The 12,734-nt window shown below is 70.1% G+C and carries 11 protein-coding genes; 9 read left to right on the top strand and 2 right to left on the bottom strand.

The features are described 5' to 3' along the window. Positions 1-7: 7 nt before the first annotated feature. The 3 genes from ABD830_RS24845 (at position 8) to ABD830_RS24835 (ending at position 4,320) form a co-directional block, all read left to right on the top strand. The gene (locus tag ABD830_RS24845; protein WP_344991719.1) at positions 8-1,573 is read left to right on the top strand and encodes an ATP-binding protein; all 1,566 of its coding nucleotides are present in this window, start codon (positions 8-10) and stop codon (positions 1,571-1,573) included. Then, entirely contained in the window at positions 1,570-2,226 is a 657-nt protein-coding gene (locus tag ABD830_RS24840) for a response regulator (RefSeq protein WP_344991716.1), read from the top strand. Before ABD830_RS24845 ends, ABD830_RS24840 begins: the two co-directional genes overlap by 4 nt. A gap of 93 nt (positions 2,227-2,319) precedes the next feature. Then, positions 2,320-4,320 carry a VanW family protein gene (locus ABD830_RS24835; protein ID WP_344991713.1) on the top strand — a complete coding sequence of 667 codons (2,001 nt, stop codon included), beginning with the start codon at positions 2,320-2,322 and terminating at the stop codon, positions 4,318-4,320. A 29-nt stretch (positions 4,321-4,349) separates the two neighbouring features. On the opposite strand, the gene ABD830_RS24830 is transcribed toward ABD830_RS24835, so the two are convergent. Then, complete coding sequence (locus ABD830_RS24830) at positions 4,350-5,396, bottom strand: PQQ-dependent sugar dehydrogenase (RefSeq protein ID WP_344991710.1); 1,047 nt, start codon at positions 5,394-5,396, stop codon at positions 4,350-4,352. A gap of 38 nt (positions 5,397-5,434) precedes the next feature. Here ABD830_RS24830 and ABD830_RS24825 point away from each other — a divergent pair, with 38 nt between their 5' ends. From ABD830_RS24825 to ilvC, 6 genes are all read left to right on the top strand, one after another. Further along, positions 5,435-5,824, top strand: coding sequence for an NAD(P)-dependent oxidoreductase (locus ABD830_RS24825; RefSeq protein WP_344991708.1), 390 nt, complete (start codon positions 5,435-5,437; stop codon positions 5,822-5,824). Next, positions 5,716-6,111, top strand: a complete 396-nt coding sequence (locus tag ABD830_RS24820) for an NAD(P)-dependent oxidoreductase (protein ID WP_344993011.1) — start codon at positions 5,716-5,718, stop codon at positions 6,109-6,111. Before ABD830_RS24825 ends, ABD830_RS24820 begins: the two co-directional genes overlap by 109 nt. 176 nt (positions 6,112-6,287) lie before the next feature. Beyond that, the gene (locus ABD830_RS24815) at positions 6,288-8,975 is read left to right on the top strand and encodes a putative bifunctional diguanylate cyclase/phosphodiesterase (RefSeq protein WP_344991705.1); all 2,688 of its coding nucleotides are present in this window, start codon (positions 6,288-6,290) and stop codon (positions 8,973-8,975) included. A gap of 205 nt (positions 8,976-9,180) precedes the next feature. Continuing rightward, positions 9,181-10,920, top strand: a complete 1,740-nt coding sequence (locus ABD830_RS24810; protein WP_344991702.1) for an acetolactate synthase large subunit — start codon at positions 9,181-9,183, stop codon at positions 10,918-10,920. Continuing rightward, complete coding sequence (gene ilvN, locus ABD830_RS24805; protein WP_344991699.1) at positions 10,913-11,437, top strand: acetolactate synthase small subunit; 525 nt, start codon at positions 10,913-10,915, stop codon at positions 11,435-11,437. Before ABD830_RS24810 ends, ilvN begins: the two co-directional genes overlap by 8 nt. 23 nt (positions 11,438-11,460) lie before the next feature. After that, positions 11,461-12,444 (top strand): ketol-acid reductoisomerase, encoded by a 984-nt coding sequence (gene ilvC / locus ABD830_RS24800; protein ID WP_344993008.1) that lies wholly within the window; start codon positions 11,461-11,463, stop codon positions 12,442-12,444. Positions 12,445-12,448: 4 nt separating this feature from the next. Here ilvC and ABD830_RS24795 read toward each other — a convergent pair whose 3' ends face one another. Continuing rightward, positions 12,449-12,712 (bottom strand): type II toxin-antitoxin system VapB family antitoxin, encoded by a 264-nt coding sequence (locus ABD830_RS24795; RefSeq protein WP_344991697.1) that lies wholly within the window; start codon positions 12,710-12,712, stop codon positions 12,449-12,451. Positions 12,713-12,734 lie beyond the last annotated feature (22 nt).

The raw sequence follows: 12,734 nt of genomic DNA, 5'->3' as shown, positions 1-12,734 counted from the left end.
ATTCGTCGTGAGACGGGTGCGGGACGCCTCCCTTGGGACCCAGCTGTTCGTGCTCCAGATGGTGATCGTGATCCTCGCCGTCGGGGGCACGGCGGGAGTGTGGGCCGAGCACACGCGCGACCAGCTCGACTCCCTGCACCAGCAGCGCGCGCTGGCCATCGCGCAGTCCGTGGCAGGGCTCCCGGCGGTGCGAGAGGCGTTCAAACTGAGGAATCCGGAGACGGTGCTGCAGCCGCTGGCCATGAGCGTGCAGCACGAGACCGGCGCCGACTACGTCGTGATCGCCAACGACCAGCAGAAGCGCTACGCACACCCCAACGCCGCGCTGATCGGCAAGCAGCTGTCCACCGACGGCGCCGGCGTCCTCAGGACGGGCAGGAGCTGGGTCGGCACTGAGACCGGCACGATCGGCACCACGGTCAGGGGCAAGGCCCCGATCCGCGACGAGTACGGCGACGTGATCGGCCTGGTCTCGGTCGGCGTGCTGGAGACCACGGTCGTCGGCCAGCTCGGCGCCGCGCTCCCGCCGCTCATCTGGACGGCGCTGGCCGTGCTGCTCGCCGGGCTGACGCTGGCCGCGGTGATCACGGCGCGGGTGCGCAGGCAGACGTTCGGGCTGGAGCCCCGCGAGATCGCCGCGCTGCTGGAGCAGCGCGAGGGCGTGCTGCACGGCGTCAAGGAGGGCGTGCTCGCGCTCGACCTCAACGGGCGCGTCACGCTGGTCAACGACGCCGCCCGCGAGCTGATCGGCGACGTCGGCGAGGACCTGACCCAGATGCCCGTCTCCGAGCGCATGCGCGACGTGCTCGGCGGCGCCGACCCGGGCGAGGACCGCGTCGTGCTGCACGGCGAGCGCGTGCTGGTGCTCAACCGCACCCCGGTCTGGGTACGCGGCCGGCAGCGCGGCTGGGTGGTCACCCTGCGCGACCGCACCGAGCTGACCCGCCTGGCCCGCGAGCTCCACGACACCAGCAGCGCGACCGAGGCGCTGCGGGCCCAGGCGCACGAGTTCGCCAACCGGATGCACACCGTCGTCGGACTGCTGGAGCTGGGCGAGCACGAGGCGGCCATCGGCTTCATCACGCGGACCACCCGCGGCACGTACGCCACCGGCCTGCGCGAGCGCGTCCAGGAGCCCACCCTGGCCGCCCTGCTGCTGGCCAAGTCCGCCGAGGCGGCCGAGCGCGGCGCCCGGATCGTGCTGTCGGACGACTCCTGCGTGCCCGAGGGGACGCTGGGCGACCCGCAGGACGCGGTCCTCGTGGTCGGCAACCTGGTCGCGAACGCCATCGACGCCCTCGACGGCGCCGAGGGCACGATCGAGGTGTCGGTGCAGGCCGACGCCGACGGGCTGCGCGTGCGGGTGGGCGACTCGGGGCCCGGCATCGCGCCCGACCTGGTGGACGAGGTGTTCAGGGAGGGGTTCACCACCAAGGCCGCCCGCGCGGGCCAGCGCGGGCTCGGGCTGGCGCTGACCCGGCAGGCGTGCCTGCGCAGGGGAGGCTGGGTACGCGTACGCAACTCCGGCGGCGCCGTCTTCACCGCCCTGCTCCCGGCGAAGGCTCCCTCATGATCCGGGTGCTGGTCGTGGACGACGACTTCATGGTGGCCCGCATCCACAGCGGATACGTGTCCCGGATGCCGGGCTTCCAGGTCGTCGCCGTGGCACACAACGGGGCGGACGCGCTGGCCGCGGTGGCCGAGCAGCGGCCCGATCTCGTGCTGCTCGACATCTACCTGCCCGACATGTCGGGGCTGGAGGTGCTCAAGCAGCTCCACGACGTGGACGTCCTCGTGATCAGTGCCGCCCGCGACGTGTCCACGGTCAAGGAGGCCATGCGCGGCGGCGCCGTCAACTACCTCATCAAGCCGTTCACCGCCGCCGCCCTGACCGAGCGACTCCAGCAGTACGCCGACACCCGCAGGCGCCTGACCGCCATCGGACCTGAAGCACGGCAGGACGACGTGGACCGGCTCTTCGGCAGCCCCAAAACCACCGCACCCATGCCGAAAGGGTTGTCCGCGGCCACGTGCGCGCTGGTCGCGGATACCCTGCGGGAAGCGGGCCGCGACCTGTCGGCGACCGAGACGGCCCAGCTCACGGGCCTGTCGCGGGTGAGCGTCCGCCGCTATCTCGAATACCTGTGCGCGGCCGGTCAGGCCGAGCTCCGACCTCGTTACGGAACCGCCGGCCGGCCGGAGCATCGCTACCGGTGGCTAGGTTGACACACTTCCGTAGCCATTTCCCGTGACATATGCGGATCCGCGTGCCTTACTGTTGCCTGAGACTTGGCCGCGGACCCGGGAGGAGATTGAGGCGTGCGTAACGCCGGACCGATCGAATCACCGACCGACCCGTTCGCCTCGGTGCCGTTGCCCACGTCGGGCGTCTCCAAGAAGCCGCGGATCGAAGGCCTTCCCCCGGGCGTCTCCCGGGACATCTTCGGTCCGCCGGACAGGCAGGAGCCCCGGCCGGCCCAAGGACCGAGCGCTCCGGGCGGTCCCTCGGGCGGCGCGCTGCCCCCTGTGGCGCCGCCGGCGCAGCCCTGGCCGATGAACGACAAGCACCCGTCGAGCTCGCCCGCCCCCGTGTTCGGCACGGCCGGGCCCGCGGAGCGCCCGCCCGCCTACGAGCCCGAGCCGCCCAGGCGGCGCCGCCTTCTGCCGGGCCTGCTGGCGTTCGTGGTGGTCCTGGCGGGACTGGCGTACGTCGTGCCCGCCGTGCTCATGTCGGGCTCCGTGCTGCGCGGCACCCACGTCGCGGGCGTCGACATCGGCGGGCTGACCGTCACCCAGGCGGCCGACAAGCTCCGCACCCAACTGGCCACCAGGCTGAGCGCCCCGGTCGTGGTCGACATCGGCGGCAAGAAGGAGACCATCCAGCCCGACGAGGCCGGGCTCGAGCTCGACGTGGTGAGCACGATCGGGCAGGCGCCCAGCGGCTTCCCCAGCCCGCAGGAGGTGTGGCGGGGGCTGACCGGCAGGACCGAGCTCCAGCCGAAGGTGAACCTCGACTCCTCCCAGCTCGCCAGGACCGTCGAGGGCCTGGCGGAGGGCGCCGACAAGAAGGCGCACGAGGGCCGGGTGTTCTTCGCCGGGCTGCAGCCGAAGGCCCGCCAGCCTGAGGACGGCGTGCTGCTCGACCGGGACGACGCCGTACGCAGGATCGGTGACGCCTTCCTGAACGGGGGCGGCAACGTCCCGCTGACGCTGCGGCCGGCCAAGCCCGTCACCACTCCGCAGGCCGTCGAGGACGCCCTGGCCAAGGCGAAGCAGGCCGTCTCCGCGCCCCTCACGCTGACCCTCGACGGCAAGCAGGCGCAGGTCTCCCCGGTGATGATCGCCGCCAACCTGACCTACACCTCCGACGGCTCCGGCGGGCTGGCGCCCTCGTTCAACGCCAAGGCGGTGCTGGCCGCCGTGGAGGGCAGCCTCGTGGACGCCGCCCAGCAGCCGCGCGACGCCACGTACCAGATCGTCAACGACAAGCCGGTGCTGGTGCCCGCGCGCACGGGCCGGGGCGTGAACGACAAGCTGCTGGCCCGGGACGCCGAGAAGGTGTTCGACGAGGGCGGGAACCGTACCGTCCCCGTGCGGCTTGGCGCCGTCGCCCCCGCTGTCACGACCTCTCAGGTACGCGGCCTCGGCATCAAGGAGGTCGTGGGCTCGTTCAACACGACGTTCGACTGCTGCCAGCCGCGGGTGAAGAACATCCAGCGGATGGCGCAGGAGCTCGACGGACGCCTCGTCAAGCCGGGGGAGACGTTCTCGATCAACGAGGCCGTGGGGGAGCGCACCCTCGAGGACGGGTACGTCGAGGCGGGGCAGATCGTCGGCGGCCGGATGGTGAACATCGTGGGCGGCGGCGTGTCGCAGTTCGCCACGGCCATGTACAACGCGGCGTTCTTCGGCGGGTTCGATCTCGTCGAGCACAAGCCGATGGACTACTTCTCGACTCGCTACCCGGCCGGGCGTGACGTCACGCTGCTGTATCCGGACACGGACCTGAAGTGGCGCAACGACTCCGAGCACGGGGTGCTGATCAAGACGGCCTTCACGGACACGTCGGTGACGGTCACGCTGTGGAGCACCAAGCGGTACGACGAGGTGGAGGCGGTGGAGTCCGACAAGCGGGACTTCGTGCCGTTCCGGAGCGAGACCAGCTCGGCGCCCGGCTGCGTGTCCACCACGGGGCAGCAGGGGTTCACGATCGACGTCACGCGCGTGTTCCACCAGGACGGCAAGGTGGTCAAGAAGGACAAGAAGGTGACCACCAAGTACCGCGCCCAGCCTCAGACGACCTGCACGGGGACCAACTGACGGGGCGGGCGGTCTGGCCTCCCGCCGCGTCATGAGGGCGTGATCGAGAGGATGCGGTCGTCGCCGGGGCGCGGGGAGCCGCGGCCGTCCTTGTTGCTGGTCCCCACCCACAGCGTGCCGTCAGGGGCGGACGTGACGGCGCGGAGGCGGCCGTAGCGGTCGGTGAAGTGGGCGACGGGCTTGCCGGCCGACCCGTCCGCCTTCAGCGGCACCTGCCACAGGCGCTCGCCCCGCAGCGCCGCCACCCACAGCGAGCCCTTCGCGTACGCCATGCCCGAGGGGGACGCCTCGCCGGTGGACCACGTGACAATGGGGTTCACGAAGCGGGGATCGTCGCCCTTCCCCTCGACCTCCGGCCACCCGTAGTTGCCTCCAGCCTTGATGAGGTTCACCTCGTCGTAGGTGTTCTGGCCGAACTCGGTGGCGTACAGCCGCCCGGACGGGTCCCAGGCCAGCCCCTGGACGTTGCGGTGCCCGTAGCTGTAGACGAGCGTGCCGAACGGGTTCCCGGGGGCCGGAGCGCCGTCCGCGGTCATGCGCAGGATCTTGCCCCCGAGCGAGTCACGCTGCTGGGCGAGCCGGTCGTTCCCCGTCTCCCCGGTGGAGGCGTACAGGTAGCCGTCGGGCCCGAACGCCAGCCGCCCCCCGTTGTGGATCCCGCCCCTAGGGATGCCGCGCACCAGGACCCGCTCGTCGCTGAGGCGGTCGCCGGAGAGCCGGTAGCGGACGATCCGGTTGTCCTGGTCCGCGCTGTAGTAGAGGAAGACCTGCTCGCCTTTGACGGCCACCCCCATCAGCCCGCCCTCGCCCTCGGGCCGTACCCCGGGGATCGTCCCCAGCGACGTCGCCTTCCCGTCGGGACGGACCCGCAGCAGGCGTGCCGAGTCCCGCTCGGTGACCAGCGCGTCCCCTCCGGGGAGAAATGCGATCGCCCACGGCACGGCCAGCCCCGTCGCCACGTCCTTCGGCTGCCCGGGGCCGCCCGAGGCGGCAGGGGGCACGTCGCCGTCGCTGGCCAGGCCGCTGGAACAGGCTGTCAGCACGGCCATGAGCATGATCGTCCAGAGCTTCCTCATGTGTTTGATACTTCCCGACGGGTCGTAAGGTTCTCGGCATGAAGACCTGGGTTCCGTCCGATTCTGTGGCTTATGTCCTCTCTGAGCTGCCTGGGGTTGAATGTGCTGTTTACGATGGCACGTCCCCGATGCCGGACGGGATCGAGGAGGACGCGCAGCGCAGGGGCGCGTGGACGTATCACCACATCGAGGTGCTGGCCGACTCCACCGTGCTCATCGTCGGCCACGGCTCCATCGGCGCCGCGCTCGAGAGGCGGCTCGAGGGCTTCGAGGTGGAGGTCATGCGCGTGGCAGGAGCGCCCGCGACGGCGTGCACGCCATGGAGGAGCTGCCCGCGCTGCTGCCGCAGGCGGACGTCGTGGTGCTGCTCGTGCCCGCCACCGCCGACACCGCGGGCATGGTCGACGCGGCGTTCCTCGCCCGGATGAAGGACGGCGCCGTGCTCGTCAACGCCACCAGGGGCGGGATCGTCGACACGGACGCACTGATCGCGGAGCTGAAAACCGGTAGGCTACGCGCCGCGCCGGATGTGACGGCGCCCGAGCCGCTGCCCGAGGGCCACCCCCTTTGGAGCGCTCAGGGCGTACTGATCACCCCGCACATCGCCGGCAGCACCCCGGCGTCGGGGCGGCGCGCGCTACGGCTCATCCGTGCCCAGATCCTGCGTCACCTCGCAGGCGAGCCGCTGGTCAACGTCATAACGGACGCGTACTGAGAGGATCCCGGACCGTGGCTGGTCCGTGACCTTCGGTGCGTACCGTGGCACTTGCAGGGAGTTCCTGACTCGCTGTCAAGGGGCTCTTGGCGGTAATTGGTCTGTGTGGTTATCAGATCGGTGACGACATCGGCGTTGTCACCACCCGCGCACCCACGACCGCACACACTGGCGAAGTGATCGGCCGGACTTCGGCGGTCACCGGTGCAGAGTTCGAGACGGGATGGGCAACGACTGTGATCCGCTGGCGTGATCCACGGGTGCCGCTTACCGCCGCCGCGGCGGCAGGCGCGGTGGCGTTCGCCGCTGCGCTCGGCATAGGCGGTCACGCCTTGGTCACCGGTGCGGTCGCCGGCGTGCTGGCTGCGCTGATCGCCGCCGGATCCCTGCTGGTGGCCTCGGTGAGGTCGGCGGCGGACCGCCCTATGGCGCTCGGCGCCCGCTGGATGGGCGGCGGAGCCGTCATCTGGGCCGCCGGGGTGGCGCTGCGCCCGTTCGCCGAGAGCTTCCTGGTCAGCTTCGCGGACCTGTTCGTGCTGCTCGGCACCGTGGTCACGGCCGGTGGGGCGCTGATCGCCGCCGACCGTAGGTTCCCGGCCAGGATTGTTTTACGGCATGTGACCGACTCCTACCTGTGCGCCGCCTCGCTCTTCCTGATCGGCTGGGTCGTGGCACTGCGCCACGTCTACGACGACGCGGCCGATCCGGCGGCGTTCACGCTGGTGATGCTGCCGCCGATGATCGCGCTGCTGGTGACGTGTGCGGTGATCCCGTCGGTGCTGACCAGCCGGGCCTCCTCCTGGCTGCTGGCCCTGGCCGGCGTCGGCGTGCTCGCCACCATGACCGTGGCGGGGCTGGCGGCGGCGGTGGCCAGGCTCGACGGAGGCGACCCGCAGGTCTGGAGCGTCATGCTGGCGCCCGTCGCGTTCCTGCTGCTCGCCACCGTGCCCTGGGGGCCGCCCGCGCGCGAGCTGGACCGGTCCGCCGTCGGGAACGTGGTCGCGCTCGTGCCGCTGGCGCTGGTCGCCGTGGCCGCCGTCACGTGGCTGGCCCACCTGGCCGGCGAGCGCCCCGAACGGCCCGTGACCGGCGTCGTCGTGGTCGCGGTCTCCGTGGTGCTGCTCCTGCTGGTGCGCCTGTTCGTGGTCTCGGTGGCCAACATGCGCCTGCGCGTCCGGGTCAAGCTGGGCGAGCGGCAGCTCAGGGATCTGGCCGAGAGCACCGGCGACGTGGTGTTCACCTGCGACTACGAGGGCGTGGTGCGACAGATCGGCCCAGGGGTCGAGGCCACGTACGGCTACTGCCCCGACGACGTGGTCGGCGGGTCGATCTTCGACTACATCCATCCGGAGGACGTCCCCGGCATCCAGGTCGCACTGCGCGCCATGCACCTCGACGAGGACAGCAGCGCGCCGGGCGCCTGCCTGATCGCCTGCCGGGTGCGCGCGGCCGACGGCACCTGGCGGCCCACGGAGTCCGTCGCCACCCGCCACGTCGGCGGCGACGACCTGATGCTGGTGACCACCAGAGACATCAGCGACGAGGAGGCGCTGCGCAACCAGGTCGCCCACCTGACCTTCCACGACGGCGTGACCGGGCTGCCCAACCGCGCCTACTTCGAGGAGCGCACCCGCGAGGTGCTCGCCGGGCGCACGTCGGGCTCCGGTACGGCGAACGTCGCGGTCATCTTCCTCGATCTGGACGGGTTCACCTCGGTCAACGACTCGGTGGGCCACGCGAGCGGCGACTACCTTCTCGGCCAGGCGGCGCGCAGGCTGCGTGGCTCCGTACGCAGCGACGACACGCTGGCCCGCTGGGGCGGCGACGAGTTCGCGGTGCTCGTGGAGACGGGCGGCGAGGCGCAGATCGCGGTCGACCTGGCCGAGCGGCTCGTACGCGCGGTCTCGCAGGAGCCGTTCCGCGTCGCCGACCGCGACGTGGCGCTGACCGCCAGCGTGGGCGTGGCCTTCACCGAGGACGACATGCCTGCCGGCGACCTGATCCGCAACGCGGACGTCGCCATGGCACGCGCCAAAGAGCTGGGCGGGCGCCGGGTCGAGGTGTTCGCCGCGCAGATGCACGCCGACGTGGTGCGCCGGCTGGAGCTGGCGGCCGACCTGCAGCGGGCGCTGATCGAGCAGCAGTTCGCGATCGAGTACCAGCCGGTGGTCGACCTGGCCACGTCACGGGTCACCGCGGTCGAGGCGCTGGTGCGGTGGTGGCGCGGGTCGGTGTTCGTGCCGCCGGAGCAGTTCCTCGGCCCGGCCGAGGACACCGGGCTGATCGTGCCGCTGGGCGAGTGGATCCTGCGCGAGGCCTGCCGCGAGGTGGCCGCCTGGCGGGCCTCGTCCTGGGACATCGGGCTGTCGCTGAACCTGTCCGCCCGCCAGATCACCGCGCCGCGCTTCGTGGAGACGGTCGAGGAGGCCCTGACCGAGAGCGGGCTGCCCGCCTCCGCGCTGACCCTCGAGGTGATCGAGGAGATGCTGGTCGAGGACGCCGAGGAGACGATCAAGCGCCTGTCCGAGCTGCGCGCACTCGGGGTGCGGCTGGCCATCGACGACTTCGGTACGGGCTACGCGTCGCTGGCGTTCCTGCGGCAGCTCCCCGTCGACATGATCAAGATAGATCCGTCGTTCGTGTCGGGGCTCGGCACGGACGACACGCTGACCCTGCTCACCCGGACGATCGTCCGGCTCGGCCACGACCTCGGGCTTGTCGTGGTGGCGGAGGGCATCGAGCGTCCCGAGCAGCTCGAGCTGCTCAAGAGGATGGGATGCACGAAGGGGCAGGGGTTCCTGGTGGCACGGCCGATGGCAGCGCGCGGCGTGGACTCTCTGATGCGTACGAGTCTCACCGTTTGAGACAAGTGTCCACGAAGTTGGCACCGGGGCGTTCCGAGCGGCTATGGTGTTTGCCATGCTTCGCAGTGAGATTCTCGTAGTACTTCGCCGGCGCGCAGGCCGATAGCGAAGCACGACGACCTGCGCGCCGCCCCAGACCCACCCCCTCGGTGGGCAGGGGCATTTTTTATGTCCTTAAGCGAGTAGCCACGCAAGGAACGAGCCGATGACCGAACGGATGACAGGTGCACAGGCCCTGGTCAGGGCGCTGGAGCACGTTGGAGTCGACACAGTGTTCGGGATCCCGGGCGGTGCCATTCTGCCGGCCTACGATCCTCTCTACGACTCGACCAAGGTCCGGCACGTGCTCGTACGCCACGAGCAGGGTGCGGGTCACGCGGCCGAGGGCTACGCGCAGGCCACCGGCAGGGTCGGGGTGTGCATGGCGACCAGCGGCCCCGGCGCCACGAACCTGGTGACGCCGATCGCCGACGCGTACATGGACTCGGTGCCGATCGTGGCGATCACCGGCCAGGTGGCCAGCGCCGCCATCGGCACGGACGCGTTCCAGGAAGCCGACATCTCCGGCATCACCATGCCGATCACGAAGCACAACTTCCTGGTCACGGACCCTGGAGACATCGCCCGTACGATCATGGAGGCCTTCCACATCGCCTCCACCGGCCGTCCCGGCCCGGTGCTCGTGGACATCTCGAAGGACGCGCTGCAGTCGGAGACCGTCTTCAGTTGGCCGCCGACCATGCAGCTCCCGGGCTACCGCCCGGTCACCAGGCCGCACTCCAAGCAGATCCGCGAGGCCGCCAAGCTGATCGCCGAGTCCAGGCGGCCGGTGCTGTACGTCGGCGGCGGCGTCCACAAGGCGGGCGCGTCGCAGGAGCTGCTCCAGCTGGCCGAGCTGACCGACATCCCGGTCGTCACGACCCTGATGGCCAGGGGCACGTTCCCCGACAGCCACCCCCAGCACATGGGCATGCCTGGGATGCACGGCAGCGTCTCGGCCGTGGCCGCGCTCCAGCAGTCCGACCTGCTCATCGGTCTGGGCGTGCGCTTCGACGACCGGGTGACCGGTGACCTGAAGTCGTTCGCGCCGAACGCGAAGGTCGTGCACGCCGACATCGACCCGGCGGAGATCTCCAAGAACCGCCACGCCGACGTGCCGATCGTGGGCGACTGCAAGGAGGTCATCGGCGACCTCGTCGCCGCCATCGAGGCATCGGGGCAGAAGGGCGACTACAGCGCCTGGTGGACGATCCTCAACGGCTACAAGAAGACGTACCCACTGGGCTACGAGACGTTCGAGGACGGCTCGCTGGCGCCGCAGTACGTGATGGAGCGGCTGAGCGCCATCGCCGGGCCCGACACGTACTACGTGGCCGGGGTCGGGCAGCACCAGATGTGGGCCTCGCAGTTCATCGACTACGAGAAGCCCGGCACGTTCATCAACTCCGGCGGCCTCGGCACGATGGGCTTCGCCGTCCCGGCCGCGATGGGCGCCAAGATGGGCCGCCCCGACGCCACGGTGTGGGCCATCGACGGCGACGGCTGCTTCCAGATGACCAACCAGGAGCTGGCCACGTGCGCCCTGGAGGGGGTGCCGGTCAAGATCGCCGTCATCAACAACGGTAATCTCGGCATGGTCCGCCAGTGGCAGACGCTCTTCTACGACCAGCGTTACTCCAACACCAACCTGCAGACGACGCGCCGCATCCCGGACTTCGTGAAGCTGGCCGAGGCCTATGGTTGTGTGGGCCTGCGGTGCGAGCGTCCCGAGGACGTGGACGCCGTGATCAAGAAGGCTATGGAGATCAACGACGTGCCCGTCGTGGTCGACTTCGTCGTCCACCAGGACGCCATGGTCTGGCCCATGGTCGCGGCAGGCACCAGCAACGACGACATCAAGATCGCCCGGGACATGGCGCCGAAGTGGGAGAACGAGGATGAGTAGACACACGCTGTCGGTGCTCGTCGAGAACAAGCCGGGCGTGCTGGCGCGCGTGTCCGCGTTGTTCAGCAGGCGGGGCTTCAACATAGACTCGCTGGCAGTGGGGCCGACCGAACACGACGACATCTCGCGCATGACCATCGTGGTCAGCGTCGAGGAGCTGCCGCTCGAGCAGGTCACCAAGCAGCTCAACAAACTGGTGAACGTCCTGAAGATCGTCGAGCTCGACACCTCGCAGTCGGTCCAGCGCGAGCTGATGCTGATCAAGGTCAAGGCCGACGCCGACAACCGTTCGCACGTGCTGGAGCTCGTCAACCTCTTCCGCGCCCGCTGCGTCGACGTGGCCGCCGATGCCGTGACCATCGAGGTCACCGGCACTCCCGACAAGCTCGAGGCGTTCGTCAAGGTCCTCGAGCCGTTCGGGATCAAAGAACTCGTCCAGTCGGGCATGGTGGCCATCGGCCGCGGCGCCCGTTCCATCACCGACCGGTCCCTCAGGGCATTGGACCGTACCGCCTGAAAGGTTTTGAGCAAGTGACCGAGATTTACTACGACGACCAGGCCGACCTGTCGATCATCCAGGGACGCCACGTGGCCGTGCTGGGGTACGGCAGCCAGGGCCACGCCCACGCGCTCTCCCTGCGTGACTCCGGCGTGGACGTCCGCGTCGGCCTGCCGGAGGGTTCCAAGAGCCGCGAGAAGGCGGAGAACGACGGACTGCGGGTCGTCACCCCGGCGGAGGCGGTCGAAGAGGCCAACCTCACCATGATCCTCGCGCCGGACCACATCCAGCGCGACCTGTACACCCAGCACGTCGCCCCCAACCTCGTCGAGGGCGACGCGCTCTTCTTCGGCCACGGCCTCAACATCCGCTACGGCCTCATCGAGGCCCCGGAGGGCGTGGACGTCTGCATGGTCGCCCCCAAGGGCCCCGGCCACCTCGTCCGCCGCCAGTTCGAGGCCGGGCGCGGCGTGCCCGTTCTCGTGGCCGTCGAGAAGGACGCCTCGGGCAAGGCGCTGGACCTGGCGCTGTCGTACGCGAAGGGCATCGGCGGCACCCGCGCCGGCGCGCTCCGCACGACCTTCAAGGAGGAGACGGAGACGGACCTGTTCGGCGAGCAGGCCGTGCTGTGCGGCGGCGTCTCCGAGCTCATCAAGGCGGGCTTCGACACGCTGATCGAGGCCGGCTACCAGCCCGAGGTCGCGTACTTCGAGTGCCTGCACGAGATGAAGCTGATCGTCGACCTGATGTACGAGGGCGGCATCTCCAAGATGTACTGGTCGGTCTCCGACACCGCGGAGTACGGCGGCTACACCCGCGGCCCGCGCGTCATCACCGAGGAGACGCGGCAGGAGATGCGCCGGATCCTGGGCGAGGTCCAGGACGGCACCTTCGCGCGGCAGCTCGTCGAGGAGTTCGAGAGCGGCCAGAAGGAGTTCAAGCGCTACCGCGAGGAGCTGTCCGAGGACGCGATCGAGAAGACGGGCGCGAAGCTCCGTCCGATGATGAGCTGGCTCAAGGCCTAGCGCATCAGGTGGGACAGGTGAGCCAAGGCTCGCCTGTCCCACCTGGCGGCGCCATGACCTTTGGACACGCCGCCTTGTCAAGGAGGGAAAGGTCGATTTCCCCCTCGGCCACCATCTGACGCATACGAGCGACGGCCGCCGCCCGCCGACGCCGGTCCACGATTTCCCGCAGAGCGGCGTTGACTGTTTCCTCCTTCGATGAGGTGCCAAGCAGCTCGGCGGCCTCGGCCAGAGCTTCATCGTCGAGGTCGATCACAGTTCTGGTCATGCTTGAGCGACTCCCTTTCAAG

It is taken from the genome of Nonomuraea helvata, from assembly GCF_039535785.1.
Taxonomy (GTDB): domain Bacteria; phylum Actinomycetota; class Actinomycetes; order Streptosporangiales; family Streptosporangiaceae; genus Nonomuraea; species Nonomuraea helvata.
This window is presented reverse-complemented; position numbering and strand designations above follow the sequence as displayed.